At 75.0% G+C, this 25,015-nt stretch carries 2 protein-coding genes and 1 pseudogene; all 3 read right to left on the bottom strand.

The window, feature by feature from the left end; genetic code table 11:
• Positions 1–4: 4 nt before the first annotated feature.
• The 3 genes and pseudogenes from ACLJQM_RS13205 to ACLJQM_RS13195 all read right to left on the bottom strand — a co-directional run bounded on the left by ACLJQM_RS13205 (position 5) and on the right by ACLJQM_RS13195 (position 24,588).
• Positions 5–5,233: a type I polyketide synthase gene (locus ACLJQM_RS13205; protein WP_410631423.1), complete on the bottom strand. Its 5,229-nt coding sequence runs from the start codon at positions 5,231–5,233 to the stop codon at positions 5–7.
• 24 nt (positions 5,234–5,257) lie between these two features.
• Positions 5,258–19,174, bottom strand: a pseudogene (locus tag ACLJQM_RS13200) (type I polyketide synthase); the annotation flags it as partial.
• Positions 19,175–19,218: 44 nt separating this feature from the next.
• Positions 19,219–24,588 carry an SDR family NAD(P)-dependent oxidoreductase gene (locus ACLJQM_RS13195; protein WP_410631807.1) on the bottom strand — a complete coding sequence of 1,790 codons (5,370 nt, stop codon included), beginning with the start codon at positions 24,586–24,588 and terminating at the stop codon, positions 19,219–19,221.
• Between the last annotated feature and the right edge of the window lie 427 nt (positions 24,589–25,015).

Genomic DNA, 25,015 nt, shown 5'->3' with positions numbered 1-25,015 from the left:
GGGGTCAGGGGGTGCGCAGCTCGTCGAGGACGCCGAACAGCTCGTCGTCCGTGGCCGCGTCGATGTCGGCGGCCGGGCCGGCTTCGGGTTCGGTGCTCCAGCGGGAGAGCAGTTCCTTGAGCCGCACCGTGATCACCTCGCGGGCCTCGCCGGTGAACGGCGCCAGCACGGTCTCGAGGCGGCCGAGTTCGGCGAGCGCGGGGGCGAGCGCCGGAGCGGTGTCCGTGCCGAGCCGCTCGGCGAGGAACCGGGCCAGCGCTGTCGCCGTCGGGTGGTCGAACACGAGCGTCGCGGGCAGCCGCGCGCCCGTCGCGGCCTGCAGGCGGTTGCGCAGCTCGACCGCGGTGAGCGAGTCGAACCCGAGGTCGAGGAACCCGCGGCCCGGCTCGACCGCGCCCGGCCCGGCGTGCCCGAGGACCGCGGCCGCCTGCGCCCGTACGAGCGTGAGCAGCACCCGGTCCCGTTCCTCCGGCGCGAGCCCGGCCAGCTGACCGCGCAGCGAGGTGTCGACGGCCGCGGTCCGCCGCAGCGGCGCGCGGACCAGCCCCCGCAGCAACGGCGGCACGCCCTGGTCGCCGCGTACGCGCAGGTCGAGCTGCACCGGCACCACCACCGGCTCGCCGGACGCCAGCGCCAGGTCGAACGCCGCGAGTCCGTCCTCGGCGGTGAAGGCCCGGGACCCGGTGCGGCGCAACCGGTCCAAACCGGCCGGGCCGAGCGTGCCGGTCAGTTCGCTGGTGTCCGCCCACAGGCCCCAGGCGAGCGACTGCCCGGGCAGGCCCAGCGCCCGCCGGTGCCGGGCCAGCGCGTCGAGGTAAGCGTTGGCGGCGGCGTAGTTGCCCTGCCCCGGCGTGCCGAACGTGCCCGCGGCCGACGAGAACAGCACCAGGTGCGCGGCGGGAGCCAGCTCGTGGAGGTGCCACGCGGCGTCTGCTTTGGCCCGCAGCACGGCGTCGATCCGTTCCGGTGTCAGGGTTTCGACGACGCCGTCGTCCAGCGCACCCGCCGTGTGCACCACGGCGGCGAGGTCGGGCACGTCGTCGAGGACCTCCGCGAGCCGGGCCCGATCGGCGACGTCGCACGCGACGACGGTCACCTCGGCACCCAGCGCGGTCAAGCCGGAGACGACGTCCGCGGCGCCGGGGGCGGCGTACCCGCGCCGGCTCACCAGCACCAGCCGTTTCGTCCCGTTCCGCGCCAGGTGCCCGGCGACCAGCCGGCCGAGCGTCCCGGTGCCGCCGGTGATCAGCACGCTGCCGTCGAACGACGGCGGCTCGGCCGGTTCGGCGGCGACCGGCGCCAGGCGCGGCACGTAGATCTGTCCACTTCGGACCGACAGCTGGTTCTCGTCCGCGGGCAGCTCGGCGGGCACCGGGTCGCCCGGGTGCTCCAGGTCGAGCAGGACGAACCGGTCCGGGTGCTCGGCCTGCGCCGAACGCACCAGTCCCCAGACGGCCGCGGCGGCCGGATCGTCGGTAGTCGCCCCGGAAGTGACGAACACCAATCGCCGGTCACCGTCCAAATCGGACTGGATGCGGGCCAGCACCGCACCCAGCACTTCCCGGACGCCGCCCCGCGGAACCGGGACGAACTCGGCGTCCACCCGGGCACCGGGACCGCCGGGCACCCAGTCGACGCGGAACAGCGGGCCGGACCGGCGCGCCGCCCGCACCTGGCCGGGCACGACGGGGCGCGAGGCGAGCGCGTCGATCACCGCGACCGGTGCCCCGGCTTCGTCGGCGACCTCGACGGTCAGCGTCTCCGTGCCGGACGGCGTGAGGCGCACGCGCAACGCCGTCGCGCCCGCCGCGTACAGCCGGACCCCGGCCCACGAGAACGGCAGCCGCCCGGTGCCTTCGGTGTTCAACGAGCCGAGCGCGACGGCGTGCAGGGCGGCGTCGAGCAACGCCGGGTGCACGCCGAACCGCGCGGCCTCGGCGTGGTGCTCGTGCGGCAGCGCCACCTCGGCGAAGACCTCGTCGTCACGCCGCCAGACGGCCCGCAGGCCCTGGAACACCGGCCCGTACGCGAACCCGCGGTCGGCCGCGCGCCCGTAGACGTCGTCGAGCGGCACCGGCTCGGCGTCCGCCGGCGGCCACAGCGCGAGCCCGGCCGCCGGGACGGCGCCACCCGGCGCGGCGAACCCGGCGGCGTGCCGCGTCCACTCACCGAGCAGGTCGTCCTCCGGCCGCGAGTGCAGCGTCAAGGATCGGCGGCCGTCGTCGCCGGCCGCGCCGACGGTGAGCCGGATCAGCACCGCGCCCTCGGGCGGCAGCACGAGCGGCGCTTCCAAGGCCAGCTCCTCCACCTCGGCGCACCCGGCTTCGGCCGCGGCGTGCCGGGCGAGTTCGACGAACGCCGTGCCCACGAGCAGGATCGTGCCGTGCACGGCGTGCTCGGCCAGCCACGGGTGCGAGCGCAGCGAAAGCCTTCCGGTGAACAGGAATCCGCCGTCGTCGGGCAGCTCGGCCGCCGCCCCGAGGAGCGGGTGCCCGGCGGAGGCCAGCCCCGCCGAGCCGAGGTCCGCGGCGGCCGCCGTGGCCGGGAGCCAGTAGTGCTCGCCTTCGAACGGGTAGGTGGGCAGCGGGACGGTGTTCGCGCCCTCGAACGCCGTGGCCCAGTCCGCGCGCACCCCTCGCACGAAGGCCTCGGCCATCGAGCGCAGCAGGCGCGGCCGGCCGCCGTCGTCACGGCGGAGCGAGCCGACCGCCACGATCTCGCGGCCCGCGTCCTCCGCCGTTTCCTGCACGGCCGTGGCCAGCACCGGGTGCGGGCTGCACTCGACGAACACGCCGTGGCCGTCGGCGAGCAGCTTGCGCGTGGCCTGCTCGAACTCGACGGTCTGGCGGAGGTTGCAGTACCAGTAGCCGGCGTCGAGCTGGGTCGGGTCGGCCGGGCGGCCGGTGACGGTCGAGTAGAACGGCAGCTCCCCCGCCCGCGGCCGCACCGGCGCGAGGACTTCGAGAAGCCGCTCTTCGATGGCTTCGACCTGCTCGGAGTGCGAGGCGTAGTCCACCGGGATCCGCCGGGCGCGGACGCCGTCGGCCTCGCACCCGGCCAGGAGCTTCTCGAGTGCGTCGGCCGGGCCGGACACGACCACGGACGCGGCCCCGTTGGCGGCGGCGATCGCCAGCCCGGTGCCTTCGATCCGGCCGGTCACCGCGGCGACCGGCTGCGCGACCGAGACCATCCCGCCCCCGCCTGCCAGGCGCAACAGTTCACGGCTGCGCACCGCGACGACCATGGCGGCGTCCTCAAGGGACAGTGCCCCGGCGACGCAGGCCGCCGCGATCTCCCCTTGGCTGTGCCCGATCACGGCCGCCGGTTCGACACCGTGGGCGCGCCACACCGCGGCCAGCGACACCATCACGGCCCACAGCGCGGGCTGCACGACGTCGACGCGCTGCAACGCGGTTTCGTCGGAGAGGACGTCGAAGAGCTTCCAGTCCACATGGGACTCCAGGGCCGCGGCGCACTCGGCCATCCGGGCCGCGAACACCGGTTCGGCCGCCAGGAGTTCCTGCCCCATCCCGGCCCACTGCGAGCCCTGACCGGGGAAGACGAACACGACCCCGCCCCCACCCGACGGCGTCCCCTCGACGACCGCCGGATCAGGCTCACCGGCGGCCAGCGCGGCCAGCCCGCGCCGCAGCTCGTCCCCGTCCCCGAGGACGACGGCCCGGTGCTCCAGCACGGTCCGGGTGGTGGCCAGCGAAAACCCGACGTCCGCCGGCGCCCCCTCGACCGCACTGAGCTGCGCAGCCCGAGCCCGCAACGCGCTCTGCGTCTTGCCCGACAACACCCACGGCACCACCCCCGGCCCGCCGCGGCTCGAGGACACCGCAACTTCCGGCGCCTCCTCCAGGATCACGTGGGCGTTCGTGCCGCTCACCCCGAACGACGACACCGCCGCCCGCCGGGGCCGGTCCGCCGCCGGCCACTCCCGGGCCTCGGTGAGCAGCGAAACCTCACCCGACGCCCAGTCGATGTGCGGCGACGGCTCGTCGACGTGCAACGTCTTCGGCAGCTCACCGTGCCGCAGCGCCTCGACCATCTTGAGGACACCCGCGACCCCGGACGCCGCCTGCGCGTGCCCGATGTTCGACTTCACGCTGCCCAACCACAACGGCGCACCCGACCGGGACTGGCCGTACGTCGCCAGCAGCGCCTGCGCCTCGATCGGGTCGCCCAGCTCGGTGCCGGTGCCGTGCGCCTCGACGACGTCGATCTCGGCCGGTGTGAGGCGCGCGTCCGCGAGGGCCCGGCGGATCACGCGCCGCTGGGCGGGGCCGCTCGGGGCGGACAGGCCGTTGGACGCGCCGTCCTGGTTGATCGCGGAGCCGCGGAGGACCGCGAGCACGGTCCGGCCCTTCGCGACCGCGTCCGAAAGCCGCTCGAGCAGCACCACGCCCGCGCCCTCGGCCAGTCCCATGCCGTCGGCCGCCGCCGCGAACGCCTTGCAGCGCCCGTCCGGGGCGACCCCGCGCTGGCGGCTGAACTCGATCAGCACGGCCGGGGTCGACATGATCGTCACGCCGCCGGCCAGCGCCATCGTGCACTCGCCGCGCCGCAGCGCCTGCACGGCCAGGTGCAGCGCGACCAGCGACGACGAACACGCCGTGTCGACGGTGACGGCCGGCCCCTCCAGGCCGAGGGTGTAGGCGATCCGTCCGGAAAGGACACTGCCGGCCTTGCCGGTGACGAGGTGGCCTTCGACGCCTTCGGGCGCGGACTGCATCGCGCCGCCGTAGTCGGAGAACCCGCCCCCGACGAACACACCCGCCTGCTCGCCCCGCACCGACACCGGGTCGATGCCCGCGCTTTCGAACGCCTCCCAGCCGATCTCCAGGAGCAGCCGCTGCTGCGGGTCCATCGCGAGGGCCTCGCGCGGGCTGATCGAAAAGAAGCCCGCGTCGAACTTCCCCGCGTCGCGGTGGAAGCCGCCGCCGCGCGCGTACGTCGTGCCCTGGCTGTCGGGGTCGGGGTCGTAGAGCGCCTCGACGTCCCAGCCGCGCTCGGCGGGGAACTCGCCGACCGCGTCGCCGCCCTCGTGGACCAGCCGCCAGAGGTCGGCGGCCGAGCGGACGCCACCCGGGTACCGGCAGCCGGTGCCGACGATCGCGATCGGCTCGTGCGTCCGGTCTTCGAGGTCGGCCAGCCGCTTGCGGGTGTCGCGCAGGTCGGTGGTGGCCCAGCGGAGGTACTCCCGCAGCTTCTCTTCGGGGGTGTCCATCGTGGTGCTCCTAGGTGCGAAAGGTCAGGGGGTGCGCAGGCCGTCGAGGACGTCGAACAGCTCGTCGTCGGTCGCCGCACCGAGGTCGCGGTCCCCGGGCGCCGGTTCGGCGGTGGTCAGCCGGCTCAGCAGCGTCGTCAGCCGCAGCGCCAGCTCCGTGCGCGCCGGGCCGTCGGCGACACCGCCGGAGAGCGCCGCCTCCAGCCGGTCGAGCTCCGCCAGGCCCGCGCCCGCGTCGCCGGGCAGGAGCTCGGCGAGGACGTGTGCGGCGAGGGCCTGTGCGCTCGGGTGGTCGAAGACGAGCGTGGCGGGCAGCCGCAGCCCGGTGGCCGTCGCGAGCCGGTTGCGCAGGTCGACCGCGGTGAGCGAGTCGAACCCGAGCTCCTGGAACGCTTGGGCCGGGTCGAGCGCCGACGGCGAATCGTGCCCGAGCACGGTCGCCGCCATGCCCCGGACCAGCTCCAGCACGGTCCGTTGCCGCTCGACGACCGACATTGCCAGCAGCCGCTCCCGAAACGCTTCCATCGTCCCGATAGCGGCGGCGTCGGCCTCCGCTTCGGCGGCGAGGATGCGCCGGACGTCCTCGATCCCGCCGAGCAGCGGGCTCGGCCGCGCCGAGGTGAACGCGGCGGTGAACCGCGCCCAGTCGACGTCGGCGACCGCGACGAAGGTGTCGCCGAGGTCGAGCGCCCGCTGCATCCCGCGCATCCCGGCCGCCGTCGCCATCGGGGACAGGCCGTGCCACTCGGGGTTGAGGTCCATCAGGTCCTCGACCACGACGCCGTCGTCGAGGACGTGCCGGGCGTCCCACACGCCCCAGGCGATCGACGTCGCCGTGCCGCCGTCCGCCCGCCGCCGCTCGGCGAGCGCGTCGAGGTAGGCCGACCCCGCCGCGTAGGCGCCGTGGTCGCCGCTGCCCCACACCCCGGCGATCGAGGAGAAGAGCACGAAGGCGTCGAGGTCGCGGCCGGCGAAGAGTTCGTCGAGGTGCGCGGCCCCGGCGACCTTCGCCGCGAGGACGTCGGCGAACTCGTCCACAGTGGACTCGGCCAGCGCGGTGAGCCGGATCAGCGCGGCGGCGTGCACCACCGACCGGATCGGCCCGTGGTCGGCCTCGGTCTTCTCGACCAGCGTCGCCAGTGCGTCCCGGTCGGCGACGTCGCAGGCCGCGACGGTCACGCCGACCCCGGCCTCGGTGAGTTCCGCGGCCAGCTCGGCCATCCCGGTCGCCGCGCTGCCCCGGCGGCTGGTGAGCACCAGGTGCTCGGCGCCGTCCGCGGCGAGCTTGCGGGCGATCACCGGGCCGAGCGCGCCGGTCGCGCCGGTGACCAGGACGGTGCCGCGCGGCCGCCACGGCGCGGGCGCGGTGGCCGGCTTGGCCGCGCGGACCAGCCGCCTGCCGAAGACGCCGTCGGCGCGGACGGCGACCTGGTCTTCCGGGCCGCCGCCGGTGATGGTGGCAAGGCAGCGCCGGAGCGCGTCCTCGTCCGCGTCGGCGGGCAGGTCGACCAGACCGCCCCAGCGCTGCGGCTGTTCGAGGCCGAGCACGCGCCCGAAACCCCAGGTCTGGGCCTGCACCGGGTCCGGCGGGAGGTCCGCCGTCGTGACGCGTACGGCCCCGCGGGTCACGCACCACAGCGGTGCGGTGATCCCGGCTTCGGTCAGCTTCTGGGACAGCACGAGGTTCGCGACGAGCCCCGCCGTGACGCCGGGCCGCAGTTCGGAGCGGTCGGCGGCGAGCAGCGAGACGACGCCGGTGAACTCGCCGGCGAGTTCTCCGCCCGGCCCGGCGACCACGACTTCGTGGCCGTGGCGGGTGAATTCCGCGAGGAGCGGGTCGCCGCCGTCCGCGGTGACGACCAGCCAGCGGCCCGGCTCGCCCGCGACCGGTTCGGCGGCCGGCTCCCACTCGACGGTGTAGCGCATCGAGTCCACAGCGGACTCTTCGGCGCGGTCGGCCCGCCAGCGCGCCAGCGCGGGCAGCACCGACGCCACCGCTTCGGAGTCGGCGCCGAGGACCGCGGCCAGCCCGGCCGGGTCGCCCGCGTCCACCGCGGACCAGAATCCGGCGTCTTCCGCCTTCGCCGCCGCGGGCAGCTGGAAGTCCAGCCAGAACCGCTGGTGCTGGAACGGGTACACCGGCAGCTCGACGCGCCCGGCCCCGGGGAAGACCCCGGCCCAGTCGACCGGCACCCCCTGGACGTACAACTCGCCGGCGGACAGCAGGACCCGGTCGGCGCCGCCGGCGTCCCGCCGGAGGGTGCCACCGGTGACGACCGGACGTCCGGCGCGCTCGGCCGTCCCGCCGATCGCCATCGTCAGCACCGGGTGCGGGCTGCACTCGACGAACACGTCGTGCCCGGACTCCAGCAGCGCTTGCGTGGCCTGTTCGAACTCCACGGTCTGACGCAGGTTGCGGTACCAGTAGGACGCGTCGAGCGTGGCGGTGTCGACCGGCTCGCCGGTCACCGTCGAGCAGAACGGCACCCGGCCGGGCACCGGGCGCACCGGGGCCAACAGCCCGGCCAGCCGGTCCTCGATGCGGGACACGTGGGCCGAGTGCGAGGCGTAGTCCACCGGGATCCGCCGGACGCGCACCCCGTCGGCGGCGCAGGTGTCGTGGAAGCGGGTCAGCTCGGCCGCACCTCCGGACACCACGACCGCACCGGGCCCGTTCACCGCCGCGACCGAGAGGTCCGCGTAGTCCGCCAGCCGGGCACGCACGGCGTCGGCGCCGAGCGCGACCGAGACCATCCCGCCCCGGCCGGCGATCTCACGGATGGCCTGGCTGCGCAGGGCGACCACCCGGGCACCGTCCTCGAGGGACAGTCCCCCGGCGACCACGGCCGCGGCGATCTCGCCCTGGCTGTGCCCGAGCACGGCGTCGGGCCGGACGCCGAGCGACTCCCAGACGGCGGCGAGCGACACGAGGATCGCCCACAGCACCGGCTGCACGACGTCCACCTGCTCGATCGGCTCGCCCGCCCGGACGACGTCCAGCAGCGAGAAGTCCACATAGGACGTCAGCGCGGCCGCGCACTCGGCCATCCGCGCGGCGAACACCGGGGAGGCGTCCAGCAGTTCGGCGGCCATGCCGGTCCACTGCGAACCCTGGCCGGGGAAGACGAACACGACCTTGCCGGGTGTCCCGGCCACGCCTTCCGCGACGCCGGGCCCGGTCAGCTTCCCCAGCCGGTCCCGCAGTTCGGCGACGTCCCGGCCCACGACGACAGCCCGGTGCGCGAACTCGGACCGCGTGGTCGCCAGCGAGAACCCGACGTCAGCCGGGTGCGCGGCGTCCACTCGCGACAGCAGGTTGGCGGCCTGTTCCCGCAGTGCATCGGCGGTGCGAGCCGAGAGCACCCAAGGGACCGCGGGCGGCGTCACGGGCTCGGCCGGCGTCGTTCCGGGCGCCTGCTCCAGGATCAGGTGCGCGTTGGTACCGCTGACGCCGAAGGAGGAAACCCCGGCGCGGCGCGGCTTGTCGCCCGGTTCCCACGGCCGCGGCTCGGTGAGCAGCTCGACCGAGCCCGCCGTCCAGTCGATGTGGGTCGAGCGCTCGGCGGCGTGCAGCGTGCGCGGCAGGACGCCGTGGCGCAGGGCCATGACCATCTTGATCACGCCCGCGACCCCGGAAGCGGCCTGCGTGTGCCCGATGTTCGACTTGACACTGCCCAGCCACAACGGCTCGGCACGGTCCTGGCCGTAGGTGGCCAGCAGGGCCTGCGCCTCGATCGGGTCACCCAGCGACGTACCGGTGCCGTGCGCTTCGACGGCGTCCACATCGGACGGCTGCAGCCCGGCGACACTGAGCGCCTGCCGGATCACCCGTTGCTGCGACGGGCCGTTCGGCGCGGTGAGACCGTTCGACGCGCCGTCGGAGTTGACCGCCGAACCGCGGATGACCGCGAGCACCGGGTGGCCGTTGCGCTGGGCGTCGGAAAGCCGTTCCAGGACGACCATGCCGATGCCCTCGGCCATGCCCATCCCGTCCGCGTCGGCGGAGAACGCCTTGCAGCGGCCGTCCTTCGCGAGCCCGCGCTGACGGCTGAACAGCACGAACGGCGCCGGCGACGCCATCACGGTCACGCCGCCGGCGATCGCCAGCTCGCTTTCCCCGCTGCGCAGGGACTGCCCGGCCATGTGCAGCGCGACCAGCGACGACGAGCACGCCGTGTCGAGCGTGACGGCCGGGCCTTCGGTGCCGTAGGTGTAGGCGAGCCGGCCGGCGGTGACGCTCATCGAGGTGCCGGTGAGCAGGTGCCCTTCGGTGCCTTCCGGCGGTTCGGCCAGGTTGGCGCCGTAGGACGACGTGCTCGCGCCGACGAAGACGCCGGTCCGGCTGCCGCGCAGGGTGGCCGGGGTGATGCCGGCGCTTTCGAACGCCTCCCACGACGTCTCCAGGAGCAGCCGCTGCTGCGGGTCCATCGCAAGGGCTTCGCGGGGGCTGATCCCGAAGAACGCGGGGTCGAAGTCCGCGACGCCGTCGAGGAAACCGCCTTCCCGCACATACGTCTTGCCGGGGGCGTCCGGGTCCGGGTCGAAGAGGCCGCCGAGGTCCCAGCCGCGGTCGGCGGGGAACCCGGAGATGCCCTCGCCGCCCGTGTCGAGCATCCGCCACAGGTCGTCGGGCGAGCCGACGCCCCCGGGGAACCGGCAGCTCATGGCGACGATCGCGATGGGCTCGTCGGTCCTCGCCGTGGTGACGGAGGCGGCGGTCTCCTGCTCGCCGCCGAGGTGCCGGGCCAGCGCTTCGGGGTTCGGGTAGTCGAAAACGAGCGTCGCGGGCAGCCGCCGCCCGGTGGCCGCCTGGAGGCGGTTGCGCAGCTCGATGGCGGTGACCGAGTCGAAGCCGAGGTCGCGGAACGCCCGGTCGGCGTCGACGTCGGCGCCGGAGTCGTAGCCGAGCACGGCCGCGACCTGCGCGCGGACGACCCCGAGGAAGTCGGTCGCCGCTTCCGGGGCGGCCTCGGCGACGAGCCGCCGGACCTCGGGGATCTCGCGGAACAGCGGGCTCGGCGTCCCGGACACGGCGACGACGCGGGCCCAGTCGATGTCGACGACGACCGCGCTGGTCTCGTCGTGGTCGAGCACGCGCTGCAGGGCCGCGATCGCCAGGTCGGGGTCCATCGCGGGGACGCCGCGAGAGAGCATGCGCTCCTCGACGGCGCCGGTGGCCATGCCGCCCGCGGCCCAGTGCCCCCAGACGACGGCGGTCGCGGGCAGCCCTTCAGCCCGCCGCCGGCGCGCGAGGGCGTCGACGAAGGCGTTGCCGGGGGCGTAGTTGCCCTGGCCCGCGGCGCCGAACATGCCGCCGAAGGAGGAGAACAGCACGAACGCGTCGAGGTCGTGGGTCAGCTCGTGGAGGTTGACCGCGGCTTCGGCCTTGACCCGCAGGACGTGCTCGACCTGCTCGAGGGTGAGCTGCTCGAGGAGCGCGTCGTCGAGCGCGGCGGCGGTGTGCACGACGGCGGTCAGCCCGGCGCCGTCCAGCAGCGCCGCGAGCGCCTCGCGGTCGGCGAGATCCACAGTGGACACGCTGACGCGGCAGAGTTGTTCCAGTTCGGCCACCAGCTCGGGAGCGCCGGGCGCGTCGAGACCCCGGCGTCCGGTGAGGATGACGTGCTCGGCCCCGCCGCGGGCGAGCCACCGGGCGACGTGCGCGCCGAGGGCCCCGGTGCCGCCGGTGACGAGCACGGTTCCCCGGGGCCGCCACGCCTTCGCGGTGCCACCGCCGGTGGCGTGCGCCAGCCGCCGGGCGAGCACACCGGAGGCCCGGACCGCGAGCTGGTCTTCGCCGCCCGGCGCCGCCAGCACGGCGGCGACCTGGTCGGCGACGTCCCCCGTGGCGGGCAGGTCGATCAGGCCACCCCAGCGCGCGGGGTGCTCCTGGCCGACGACCGGGCCGAGGCCCCAGACGAGGGCCTGCTCGGGATCTTCGACGGGGTCGGCCGGGCCGGTGCTCAGCGCACCCCGGGTGAGGACCCAGAGCGGTGCTTCGACACCCGCGTCCCCGAGTGCCTGGACGAGGGTGACGGTGGCGGCGTGCGCCAGCGGGACGGCCGGGTACGCCGGGTGCCGGCCGGACGCGGCGGCGAGCAGCGAGACGACGCCGTCGACGTCCTCGTGTCCGGCCAGCAGCGCGGCCAGCGCCGGGCGGCCGGCGGCCGGGTCGACGGGCAGCCGGGTGACCTCCGCCCCGCGCGCGGTGAGCGAGGCCTCGAGCGAATCAGTGCCGCCTTCGGGAACCACGAGCAGCCAGCGGCCGCTCAGCTGGGCCGCGGCGGGCTTCAGCGGCCGCCAGGTGACGCGGTAGCGCCAGCCATCCACAGTGGACTTGTCCTGGCTGCGCCGCCGCCAGGACGACAGGGCCGGCAGCACCGAGTCCAGGGCCGCACGCTGTTCCTCGTCGACGCCGAGTGCGCCCAGGTCCGCGCGCTCGAGCGCGTCCCAGAACCGGTCGTCGACCGGGTTCGCCGTGCGCGGTTCCGGGTCGCTCGGCCAGAACCGCCGGTGCCGGAACGGATACGTGGGCAGCTCGACCCGGGCCGCGCCGGTCCCGCGGAACGCCACCGTCCAGTCGACCGGGACACCGGCCACGAACGCCTCCGCCAGTGACCGCGTGAGCCGGTCGACACCGCCGTCGTCCCGGCGCAGGGTGCCGGTGGCCACCACCTCACGAGCGTCGGCCGTCTCCTCGACGCCCGCCGTCAGCACCGGGTGCGCGCTGCACTCGACGAACGCCGTGTGCCCTGATTCCAGCAACCCGCCGATGGCCTGGTCGAACCGCACGGGTTCGCGCAGGTTGCGGTACCAGTAGGCCGCGTCCAGCCCGGCGGTGTCCAGCACTTCCCCGGTCACCGCGGACACGAACGGAATCCGCCCGGACCGGGGCGTCACCTCGGCCAGTACCGAAGCCAGCTCGTCGGCCAGCAGCTCGACCTGCGCCGAGTGCGACGCGTAGTCGACGGCGATCCGCCGCGCCCGCACGTCCACCGAAGCCAGCAGTTCATCGAGCGCGGCGGCCTCACCGGACACCACGACCGACGACGGACCGTTCACCGCCGCCACCGAGATCCGCCCGTCCCACGGCGCGATCAGCTCCCGGACCCGCTCGACCGGCGCGGCCAGCGACACCATGCCACCCAGGCCCGACAGCCGCAGGATCGCCTTGCTCCGCAGCGCGACCACACGAGCACCGTCCTCAAGAGACAGTCCACCCGCGACCACCGCAGCCGCGATCTCGCCCTGTGAGTGCCCGACGACCGCGTCAGGCTCGACGCCGTACGACCGCCAGACCTCGGCCAGAGAGACCATCACGGCCCACAGCACCGGCTGCACGACGTCGACCCGCTCCAGATCACCGTCGAGCGCGTCCAGGAGCTTCCAGTCCACAAAGGGCTCCAGCGCCGCCGCGCACTCGGCCATCCGCGCCGCGAACACCGGCGACGAACCGATCAGCTCCCGGCCCATCCCGGACCACTGGGAACCCTGCCCCGGGAACACGAACACCACCCGGCGCCCCGGCCGGGCCACCCCGGTGATCGCGTCGCCGTCGAGGACGACCGTGCGGTGCTCGAACAGTGCCCGGGTGGTGACCAGCGAGAACCCGACGTCCAGCAGATCGCCGCTCAGCGAACCCACCTGAGCTTGCAGAGCTTCCGCGCTCCGGGCCGAGAACACCCACGGCACCACCGGCGGCACCACCCGCTCGACCGCGGCCGGCTCCACCGCGGGAGCCGCTTCGAGGATCACGTGCGCGTTGGTCCCGCTGATCCCGAACGACGAGACCGCCGCCCGCCGCGGCCGGCCCGTCGACGGCCACGGCTCGGGCGCCGAGAGCAGCCGGATCGCGCCGGACGACCAGTCCACGTGCGGGGTCGGCGTCGCGGCGTGCAGGGTGCGCGGCACGGTGTCGTGGCCGAGCGCGAGCACCATCTTGACGACGCCGGCGACCCCGGCGGCGGCCTGCGCGTGCCCGATGTTCGACTTCACCGAGCCGAGCAGCAACGGGTGCGCGCGTTCCTGGCCGTAGGTCGCCAGCAGCGCGTCCGCTTCGATCGGGTCGCCCAGCGACGTCCCGGTCCCGTGCGCCTCGACGACGTCCACATCGGACGGTCGCAGCCCGGCGTTCGCCAGCGCGGCGCGGATCACCCGCTGCTGCGACGGGCCGTTGGGCGCGGTGAGGCCGTTGGACGCGCCGTCGGAGTTCACCGCGGTCCCGCGGACCACGGCGAGCACGGGGTGCCCGAGCCGCCGCGCGTCGGAAAGCCGTTCCACCAGGAGCATGCCGACGCCTTCGGCCCAGCCGGCGCCGTCCGCGTCGGCCGAGAACGCCTTGCAGCGCCCGTCGCGCGAAAGGCCGCGCTGGTGCGAGAACTCGACGAACGTGCCGGGGGTGGCCATCACCGTCGCGCCGCCCGCCAGCGCCATCGTGCACTCGCCCGAGCGCAGCGACTGGACGGCCAGGTGCAGGCCGACCAGCGACGACGAGCACGCCGTGTCGACCGTGACCGCCGGGCCTTCGAGGCCGAACGTGTAGGCGATCCGGCCCGAGGCGACGCTGCCGGAGTTGCCCACGCCGAGGAAGCCCTCGACGTCGTCCGGGCCGTCGGACAGGCGGGGGCCGTAGTCGTGGTACATCAGCCCGGCGAACACGCCGGTCCGGCTGCCGCGCAGCGTGCCGGGGTCGAGGCCGGCCCGCTCGAACGCCTCCCACGCCGCTTCCAGCAGCAGGCGGTGCTGCGGGTCCATGGCGAGGGCTTCCCGCGGCGAGATGCCGAAGAAGCCGGGGTCGAAGTCCGCGGCGCCGTCGAGGAACCCACCCGCGCGGACGTAGGTCTTGCCGGGCTTCGGCTCGGGGTCGTAAAGCCCCTCGACGTCCCAGCCGCGGTCGGCCGGGAACTCGCCGATGGCGTCGACGCCGTCGTCCAGCAGCCGCCAGAGGTCTTCCGGCGAGGTCACCCCGCCCGGGAACCGGCAGCTCATCCCGACGATCGCGATCGGCTCGTCCGACGCGGCCACGGCCGCCGTCTCGCGGGTGGCCGAGGCCCCACCGAGTTCGGTCCGCAGGAACGCGGCGAGCGCGACCGGCGTCGGGTGATCGAACACGAGCGCGGCGGGCAGCCGCAGCCCGGTCGCGGCCGAGAGCCGGTTGCGCAGCTCGACCGCGGTCAGCGAGTCGAACCCCAGGTCCCGGAACGCCATCGAGACGTCCACAGTGGACACGTCGGCGTGGCCGAGCACCACGGCGACCTGCGTGCGGACGATCTCGGTCAGCAGGCGCTCGCGCCCGGCTTCGTCGAGCCCGGCCAGCCGCGACCGCAGGCCGGGGTCGACCGCGGCCGCGCGGGCCGGGACCAGCTTGCGCAGCACCGGCGGCACCGGCTGGTCGCGCAGCGCGGCGACGTTCAGCTTCACCGGCACGAGCACCTCGTCGGCCAGCGTGCGGGCGGTGTCGAACAGCGCGAGGCCCTGCTCGTCGGCCAGCGGCGGGAAGCCGGCGCGGGTCATCCGCCGCCGGTCGAGGTCGGTCATCGCGCCGGTCATGCCGCCGCTGCGCGCCCACAGGCCCCAGGCCAGCGACTGCGCGCCCGGCCGTCGCCGCGCGAGGGCGTCGAGGACCGCGTTCGCGGCGGCGTAGGCGGCCTGCCCGGCGCTGCCGAGCGTGCCGGTCGCGGAGGAGAACAGCACGAACGTCGGGGCGTCGGTGAGTTCGTCCAGAACCAGCGCGGCATCCACCTTGGGCCGCAGCACCTTCTCGAAGTCCTCGGTGGTCAGCGACTCGACGACGCCGTCGGCGAGCGCACCCGCGGCGTGCACGACGGCGGTGACCTGCTCGTCTTCGAGGACCGCGGCGAGCTGCGCGCGGTCGGCGACGTCGCACCCGACGACGCGGACGTCCGCGTCGAGGTCGGCGAGGCCGGGGTGGGGCGCACCGGTGCGGCTGGTCAGCAGCAGGTGGCGGGCGCCGTACTCGGTGACGAGGTGCCGGGCCAGCAGCGAACCGAGCGCGCCGGTGCCGCCGGTGATCAGGACCGTGCCGCTGACGTCGAACGCGGGCGCGGCCTCGGCGTCCGGCTGCTCGGCGCGGGCCAGCCGCGGTACGAGCACGACGCCGTCGCGCAGGAGGGCTTCGGGCTCCTCCCCCGCGGCGAGCACGGCGAGGAGCGGGGTGAGGTCGTCGGTGTCGGTGTCCGCGAGCAGGAACCGGCCGGGGTGCTCGGCGCGGACCGAACGGACCAGGCCCCAGACGGCGGCGGCCGCGGGGTCTTCGCCGGTGGTCGCGCCCCGGGTGACGAACACCAGGCGGCCGTCGCCGTCCAGGTGGTCCTGGATCACCCGGAGCGCCTCGGCCAGGACGCGCCGGACGCTCCCGCCGACGTCGGCCGGGTCACCGGCGACGGGCACCAGCGTCAAGTCGGTGTCCACATCGGACGGCACCGTGACCGGTGTCCACTCCGGACGGAACAGCGAGTCGGTGACGAGCTGCTGCGCGGCGAGGGGCCGCAGGACCAGCGACGACACGGTGGCCACGGCGACCCCGGTGCCGTCGGCGATGTCGAGCGCGACGGCGTCGTCGCCGGCCGGCCGGATGCGGACGCGCAGGGTGGCCGGGCCGCCCGCGTGCAGGACCGCGCCGGACCACGCGAACGGCATCATGGCCCGCTCGCCGCCGCCGAGGGCCGCGGCTTGCAGGGCCGCGTCGAGCAGCGCCGGGTGCAGGCCGAACCGGGCCGCCTCGGGGGCGAGGTCCGCCGGGAGCGCGACTTCGGCGTAGAGCTCCTCGCCGAGCTGCCAGGCCGCGCGCAGCCCGCGGAACGCCGGGCCGTAGGCGAAGCCCTGGGCGGCGAACCGGTCGTGGAGGCCGTCGACGTCGAGGGCTTCGGCGCCAGTCGGAGGCCAGGTCAGCAGGTCCGTGCCCGCCGGCTCGGGGCCGCCGAGCACGCCGCTCGCGTGCCGGGTCCAGCCGTCGTCGCCGTCCCGGCTGAACACGCCGACCGGGCGGCGTCCGGTGCCGTCGGGCGCGCCGACCGAGACCTGGACCTCGAGGGCGCCCTGCTCGGGCAGCACCAGCGGGGTCTCCAGGACGAGGTCCTCGACGACCCGGGTGCCGGTCTCCTGCGCGGCCCGTGCGGCGAGTTCGAGCATCGCCGTGCCGGGCAGCACGACCGAACCGCGGACGACGTGGTCGGCCAGCCACGGGTGCGACTTCGGCGAAAGCCGGCCGGTGAACAGGTAGCCGTCGCCGTCGGCGAGCGCGACGACCGCGCCGAGCAGCGGGTGCCCGGCCGAGCCGAGCCCGGCGAGGTCACCGGTGACGGCCGGGGCGTCGAGCCAGAACGGCGTCCGCTGGAACGGGTAGGTCGGCAGTTCGACGCCGGTCGCGTCGACGCCGTCGAACTCGCGGGCCCAGTCGACGGCGACGCCGTGGCCGAAGGCGGTGCCGAGCGAGGTGAGCAGCCGGGCGCGGCCGCCGTCGCCGCGGCGGAGGGTGCCGACCGCGGCGTCGTCGAGGCCGGGGACGAGCACCGGGTGCGGGCTGCACTCGACGAACACGGGCTTGCCGCCGAAGCCGCGCACGGCCCGGTCGAAGTGGACGGTCTGGCGCAGGTTGCGGTACCAGTACGCGGCGTCGAGCGCGGCGGTGTCGAGCAGGTCGCCGGTGACGGTGGAGTGGAACGGGACGTCACCGGTGCGCGGGCGGATCGGGGCCAGCGCTTCGAGGAGCTCGGCTTCGATGCTCTCGACGTGGGCGGAGTGGGACGCGTAGTCGACGGCGATCCGCTTGGCCGGGACGTCCTGGGCCAGCAGTTCGTCGAGGGCGGCGGCGTCGCCGGAGACGACGACCGAGGTCGGCCCGTTGACAGCAGCGATCGAGAGCCGCTCGCCCCACGGCGCGATCAGCTCTTCCGCGCGTGCCACGGGAACGGTGAGCGAAACCATGCCACCGCGACCGGACAGCCGCAGGATCGCCTTGCTCCGCAGCGCGACCACGCGCGCGCCGTCCTCAAGCGACAGTCCACCCGCGACGACGGCGGCGGCGATCTCACCTTGGGAGTGCCCGATCACGGCGGCGGGCTCGACACCGTGGGAGCGCCAGACTTCGGCGAGCGACACCATGACGGCCCAGAGCGCGGGCTGCACGACGTCGACGCGCTGGAGGTCGCCGTCGAGGACGTCGAGCAGGTCCCAGTCCACGAAGGGCTTCAGCGCGGCCGCGCATTCGGCCAGCCGCGCGGCGAACACCGGTTCGGTCGCCAGGAGTTCCTGTCCCATCCCGGCCCACTGCGAACCCTGACCCGGGAAGACGAACACGGCCCTGCGCGTCCCGCGTGCGACTTCGGCGCCGACACCCTGCTCGGCCAGCGCGGTCAGCCCGGCCCGCAGATCCCCGGCGACGACGGCCCGGTGCTCGTACACCTGCCGCGTCCGCACGAGCGCGGCCCCGACGGCGGCTGGGTCACCGTCCACAAGTGACAGCAGGTTCCGGGCCTGGTCACGCAACGCCGGCTCACTGCGAGCCGAAAGGACCCACGGCACCACCGGATCCGCCACGGCGGGGACGGGCTCGGGTCGCGGCCGGGCTTCGAGTATTACGTGGGCGTTCGTGCCGCTCACCCCGAACGACGAGACGCCCGCCCGCCGGACGTCGGTCTCCGGCCATTCCACCGGCTCGGTGAGCAGCTCGACCGCGCCGGACGCCCAGTCGACGTGCGGCGAAGGCGCGTCGACGTGCAACGTGCGAGGCAGCACGCCGTGGCGCATCGCCTGGATCATCTTGATCATCCCGCCGACCCCGGCGGCGGCCTGCGTGTGCCCGATGTTGGACTTCAGCGACCCCAGCCACAGCGGCCGCTCCCGGTCCTGCCCGTACGTCGCCAGCAGCGCCTCGGCTTCGATCGGGTCACCCAGTGAAGTCCCGGTGCCGTGCGCCTCGACGGCGTCCACTTCGGACGCGGTCAGCCCCGCGTTGGCCAGCGCCGCGCGGATCACGCGCTGCTGGGCAAGACCGTTGGGCGCGGTCATGCCGTTGGACGCGCCGTCGGAGTTCACCGCGGTGCCGCGCACCACCGCGAGGATCGGGTGGCCGAGGCGCTCGGCGTCGGAAAGCCGTTCCAGGAGCAGGACTCCGGCGCCCTCGGCCCAGCTGGTGCCGTCGGCGGCGGCCGCGAACGCCTTGCAGCGGCCGTCCGGGGCCAGCGCCCGCTGCCGGCTGAACTCGATCAGCGCGGACGGCGTCGCCATCACGGCAACGCCCCCGGCGAGCGCGAGGCTGCAGTCACCCTGGCGCAGGGCCTGCGCGGCCAGGTGGACGGCGACCAGCGACGACGAGCACGCCGTGTCGACGGTGACCGCCGGCCCTTCGAGCCCGAAGGTGTAGGCGAGCCGCCCGGACGCGACGCTGCCCGCGCTGCCGTTGCCGAGCAGGCCCTCGAAGCCCTCCGGGACCTGGTACATCCGGCCCGCGTAGTCGTTGTACATCACGCCGGCGAACACGCCGGTGCGGCTGCCGCGCACCGCGTCCGTGGTCAGCCCGGCCCGCTCGAACGCCTCGTGCGACACCTCCAGCAGGAGCCGCTGCTGCGGGTCGATGGCGAGGGCGTCACGCGGGCTGATGCCGAAGAACGCCGGGTCGAAGTGGTCGGCGTCGTGCAGGAAGCCGCCTTCGCGGGTGTAGACCTTGCCCGGCTCGTCCGGGTCCGGGTCGTAGAGCCCTTCGAGGTCCCAGCCGCGGCGGGCCGGGAAGCCGGTGACGGCGTCGCCGCCGCGGGCGACGAGGTCCCACAGTGCTTCGGGGGACCCGGCGCCGCCCGGGTAGCGGCAGCTCATCCCGATGACGGCGATCGGTTCGCCCGCCGCCGCTTCGAGCCGTCGGTTGACTTCCCGCAGCCGGTCGCTCTCCTTGAGCGACGCGCGCAGGGCTTCGACGATCTTGTCCGGTGCTGTGGCCATGGTGGTCGGTCTCCGCGGTTTCGTTCTGGTCAGGGAAGATCGAGGGCCAGGGAGACGAGGTCGTCCACGTCCATGGCGTCGATCGAGGCTTCGGCGGGTTCGGCGGTTCGGGTGAGACCGGCGGCCGGGTCGGCGAGCCGCAGCACCGCGTCGAGCAGTCCGGCTTCCCGCAGCCGGTCCACCGGGATCGCCGCGAGCACGGCGGCCAGGTCGGGCTCGGCCGGTTCGACGTGCAGCTCGGCTTCCAGGTGCGTCGCGAGCGCGGTCGCGTCCGGGTAGCTGAACACCAGCGTCGGGGGAAGCCGCAGGCCGGTTTCGGCGCCGATCCGGTTGCGCAGCTCGACCGCGGTGAGCGAGTCGAAGCCGAGGTCGCGGAACGCCTGCCGGGGCGGGACGGCGTCCGGGTCGGCGTGCCCGAGCACGGCCGCCACGTGGGCGCGGACGAACCCGACGAGCACGTCGAGCCGCCCGGCTTCGGGCACCGCGGCCAGGCGTTCCCGCAGCTGCGCGGGTGCGGCCGTGCGGGCCGGGGCCCGCACGAGACCCTTGAGCAGCGCGGGCACTTCGCCGCGCACCGTGAGGTCGAGCCGCATCGGGACGAGCGTCGCGCCGCCGTCCGCGCGAGCCGCGTCGAACAGCGCTAGTCCGTCCTCCGTGGACAGTGCGGTGACGCCGCCCCGGCGTTCGCCGTCGCCCATGCCGCCGGTCCACAGGCCCCACGCGAGGGACTGCGCGGGCAGGCCCGCCGCGCGGCGGTGGGCGGCGAGCGCGTCGAGGAACGCGTTCGCGGCCGCGTAGTTGGCCTGCCCCGGCGTGCCGAGGGTGCCCGCGGCCGAGGAGAACAGGACGAACTCCGTGACGTCGCCGGCCAGCTCGTGCAGGTGCCAGGCGGCGTCGGCCTTGGCCTGCAGCACGGTCTCGACCTGCTTCGGCGTGAGGGTCTCGACGACACCGTCCGCGAGCACCCCGGCGGCGTGCACCACCGCCGTGACGGGGTGTTCCGCGAGCAGCGCGGCCACCGCGTCCCGGTCGGCGAGGTCGCACGCGGCGAGCGTGACGTCCGCGCCGAGTTCGCGCAGCTCAGCGGCCAGTTCGGGGGCCCCCGGCGCGGCCTCGCCGCGTCGGCTGACCAGTACGAGGTGTTCGGCCCCGCGCGTGGCCAGGTGGCGTGAGACGGCGGCGCCGAGCGCGCCCGTCCCGCCGGTGACCAGAACGGTTCCGCCGGTCGCCGGGACTTCGCCGTCGCCGGCGCGGACGCGGGCCAGCCGGGGCACCAGGAGATCGCCGTCGCGGACCGCCGCCTGCGGTTCCCCGGTCGGCACCGGCACGGCGGCCGGGTCGTCCAGGTCGAGCAGCGCGAACCGGTCCGGGTGCTCGGCCTGCGCGGAGCGCAGCAGGCCCCACACCGCGGCCGCGGCGAGGTCCGGCACGTCTTCGCCGGGCCGGGTGGCGACGGCCCCGCGGGTCACGACGACCAGCCGTGCCCCGTCCCCGGCCACCCATTCCCGTACGGTGTCCAGCACGCTCGTGACGGTCTCCCGCACCACGTCCGGCACCGCGCCTTCGAGCCGCGGCACCGGCAGGAACACCACCTCCGGTCGTGAGCGGGAACCGGGGTTGGAACACTGTTTCCCACTCACGACCTCGGCACCGGACCGCTCCAGCGCGGCGACCAGGTCGGGGTCGTCATCGCGCACCGCGCAGCTCGTGAACGGCCGCTCGGTGACCGCCGCCGGAACCCAGTCGACGCGGAACAGCGCGTCGCGCACGCCGAGGCCCTCGGCCGAGAACGGCCGCAGGGCCAGTGCGTCGACGACCCCCACCGGAGCGCCCGTCCCGTCGGCGAGGGCGAGCGCGAACCCCTCCGGCACCGGGGTGAGCCGGACCCGCAGGCTCGTCGCCCCGGTCGCCGTGAGGTGCACGCCGGTCCAGGCGAACGGCAGCTTCGCGGTGCCGTCGCCTCGCAGCGCCGCCGTGTGGAGGGCCGCGTCGAACAACGCCGGGTGCAGCAGGAATCCCGCCGGGACGTCGGGCAGGCCGACCTCCGCGAACAGCTCCTCGCCCCGCGTCCACGCGGCCCGCAGGCCCTGGAACGCCGGCCCGTAGCCGAACCCGGCCTCGGCGAACCGCGGGTAGACGTCGTCGACCGCGACCGGCTCGGCACCGGCGGGCGGCCACTCGGTCAAGGCCACCGCGGGCTTGGCGCCCTCGCTGACTGTGCCCTCGGCGTGCCGGGTCCACGGCTCGGCCGCGTCCCGGCGGGCGTGGACCCGCACCGGCCGCGCGCCGGCTTCGGGAGCACCGACCGTGACCTGCACCTGAACGCCCTGCTCCGGCACCACGAGCGGCGCTTCCAGGGTCAGCTCCGTGACGACGTCACAGCCGGCTTCTGCCGCGGTCCGCAGCACGAGCTCCAGCAGCGCGGTGCCCGGCAGCAGCGTGGTGCCGCCGACGGTGTGGTCGGCCAGCCACGGGTGCGTCCGCGGCGAGAGCCGGGCCGTGCCGAGGACGCCGTCTTCGTCCGCCAGCGGCACGACCGCCGCGAGCAGCGGGTGGCCGGTCGCGGCCAGGCCCGCCGAGGTGACGTCGCCGGTCGGCGCGGCGGCCAGCCAGAACCGCTCGCGTTGGAAGGCGTAGGTCGGCAGGTCGACGTGCCCGCCGCCGGGGCCGAAGCCGGCGGCCCAGTCGACCGCGCCGCCCCGGACGTACCGCCGGGCCAGCGCGGTGAGCAGCGTTGCCACCTCCGGCCGGCCGGCACGCAGCGTCGGGACGGCCTCGCCGTCGCCGACCATCGCGCTCAGCACGCCATCGGGGCCGAGTTCCAGGAAGTCCGTGGCACCGGTGGCGCGCAGGCCGTCGTGGAACCGGACCGGCTCGCGGACCTGACGGACCCAGTGCGCCGCCGTGGCCGGGTCGCCGTCCTCCACTGTGGACACGATCGGGATGACGGCGTCGGCGAAGGTCAGGCCCTCGACGACCTCTCGGAACTCTTCGAGCATCGGCTCCATGAGTCCACTGTGGAAGGCGTGACTGGTGTTGAGCCGCTTGGTCTTGGCGAACGTCGCCGCGTACTCGGTGACCGCGTCTTCCTCACCGGAGAGCACCACCGAGTCCGGTCCGTTGACCGCGGCCAGGGAGACGCCGTCCGGCAACCGGATGTCCACTTCGGACGCTTGGACGGCGATCATCACGCCACCCTCGGGGAGTTCCTGCATCAATCGACCGCGCGCGGCCACGAGCGTGCCCGCGTCTTCGAGGCTCAGCACCCCGGCGACGTGCGCGGCCGCGATCTCCCCGACCGAGTGGCCCAGGACGACGTCGGGCTGGACGCCCCACGCTTCCAGGAGCCGGAACAGCGCGACCTCCAGTGCGAAGATCGCCTGTTGCGCGAACTCGGTGCGATCGAGTTCGGCGGTGTCGAGAACGGTCTTCAGCCGCGGGTCGAGGTGCGCGCAAACCGCGTCGAACGCTTCCGCGAAGACCGGGAACGCCTCGTACAGCTCACGTCCCATGCCCGGCCGCTGCGAGCCCTGGCCGGTGAAGAGGAACGCGGTCCGGCCGTCCGGCACGACGGCGCCGGTGACGACGCCGGGTTCGCCACGGCCGAGCGCGGCCAGCCCGGCCTCGACGTCGCCGACGACGACGGCGCGGTGGGCGTGCTGCGCCCGCGCGGTGACCAGCGCGTGCGCCACGGCCGGGAGCGGGTGGCCGGCCAGGTGCGCGCGCAGCCGGATCGCCTGCGCGCGCAGGGCGGCCGGCGACCTGGCGGTGAGCACGACGGGCGGGCACGGGTGCGCCGGGACGGCCGTTTCGGCAGGTTCCGGACCGGCCTCGAGGATGACGTGGGCATTGGTGCCGCTGATCCCGAACGACGACACCGCGGCCCGCCGGACCCCTTCCGGCAGGCTGACCGGCTCGGTGAGGAGCCGGACGGCACCGGCGGTCCAGTCGACGTGCGGGGTCGGCTCGTCGACGTGCAGGGTCTTGGGGAGTACGCCGTGGCGCAGCGCCTGCACCATCTTGATCACGCCCGCGACCCCCGCGGCCGCTTGGGTGTGGCCGAGGTTGGACTTGATCGACCCGAGCCACAGCGGGGTTTCCCGGCCCTGCCCGTAGGTGGCGAGCACCGCTTGAGCCTCGATGGGGTCGCCGAGGCGGGTGCCGGTGCCGTGCGCTTCGACGACGTCCACATCGGACGGTTTGAGCCCCGCGGTCGCCAGCGCCGCCCGGATCACCCGCTGCTGCGAGGGTCCGTTCGGTGCGGTCAAGCCGTTGGACGCGCCATCGGAGTTGACCGCGGACCCGCGCACGACGGCGAGCACGTGGTGGCCGTTGCGCCGGGCGTCGGACAGCCGTTCCAGCACGAGGACCCCGACGCCTTCCGACCAGCCGGTGCCGTCGGCGGCGGCCGCGAAGGGCTTGCAGCGCCCGTCCGGCGCCAGGCCGCGCTGACGGCTGAACTCGACGAACGTCGCCGGCGTCGCCATCACCGTGACCCCGCCGGCGAGCGCGAGCGAGCACTCCCCCTGCCGCAGCGCCTGGGCGGCGAGGTGCAGGGTGACCAGGGACGACGAGCACGCCGTGTCGACGGTGACGGCCGGGCCTTCGAGCCCGAACGAGTAGGCGACGCGTCCGGAAAGGACACTGCCGGAGTTGCCGATGCCGACGAACCCTTCGACGCCCTCGGGAACGGTGGTCAGGCGAGCGCCGTAGTCGTGGTACATCTGGCCGGCGAAGACACCGGTCCGGCTGCCGCGCAGCGAACCCGGGTCGATTCCGGCGCTCTCGAAGGCTTCCCACGACGTCTCGAGCAGCAGTCGTTGCTGCGGGTCCATGGCGAGGGCTTCGCGGGGGCTGATCCCGAAGAACGCCGCGTCGAATTCCGCCGCGTCGTAGAGGAATCCGCCCTCGCGGGTGTAGGTCGTGCCGGTGCGCTCGGGGTCGGGGTCGTACTCGACGTCCCAGCCGCGGTCGGCCGGGAACTCGCCGATCCCGTCACGGCCTTCCGCGACCAGGCGCCAGAGGTCGTCCGGGCTGGTGACGCCACCCGGGTAGCGGCAGCTCATGCCGACGATGGCGATGGGCTCGTCGACGGCCGCGATCACCGGCGCTTCCGAGTCCGCGCGTTCCCCGGTCAGCTCGGCTTCGAGGTGCTCGGCCAGTGCGGCGGGGGTGGCGTAGTCGAACACGACGGTCGCGGCGAGCCGCAGCCCGGTGACGGCGTCGAGCCGATTGCGCAGCTCGACGGCGGTCAGCGAGTCGAACCCCAGCTCGGAGAACGCCTGCCCGGCATCGACCGCGGCGGCCGACGCATGCCCGAGCACGGCGGCTGCCTCCGCCCGGACGACCTCGAGGAGGTTCTCGGTGCGAGGTGCCGAGGCGGCCCGCCGGATCGGCACCCGGACGAGCCCGCGCAGGATCGGCGGGAGGTGCTCGCCCCGGGCCCGCAGGCCGGCGTGGTCGAGCAGCACCGGCCAGAGCACGGGTTCGGCGTGCGAGAGGGCGGCGTCGAACATCGCCAGCCCGGTTTCGGTATCGATCGAGCGCATACCACTGCGCTCGATCCGGCGGCGCTCAGCTGCGGCAACCTGGGCAGCGGTACCGCCGCCACCCACGATCCGGCGGCCCTCGGTTGCGGCGACCTGGGCTGCGGTATCGCCACCACCCTCCATACGGCGGCCCTCGGCCGCAGCAACCTGGGGTGCGGTACCGCCACCACCCTCGGCCGCGGCATCAACCGCACCCACGCCACCACCCTCGAAACGACGGCCCTCAGCCGCGGTATCAACCGCACGCAGACCACCACCGTCGAAACGGCGGGCCTCG

The organism is Amycolatopsis sp. cmx-4-83 (genome assembly GCF_046548815.1).
GTDB lineage: Bacteria > Actinomycetota > Actinomycetes > Mycobacteriales > Pseudonocardiaceae > Amycolatopsis > Amycolatopsis pretoriensis_A.
The sequence above is the reverse complement of the archived record's forward strand: the minus strand, read 5'-3'. Positions and strand labels throughout refer to the sequence as shown.

Coding starts and splice junctions, on each gene's coding strand:
- ACLJQM_RS13205 (WP_410631423.1), bottom strand. CDS start 5,233: ATGGACACCCCCGAAGAGAAGCTGCGGGAGTACCTCCGCTGGGCCACC.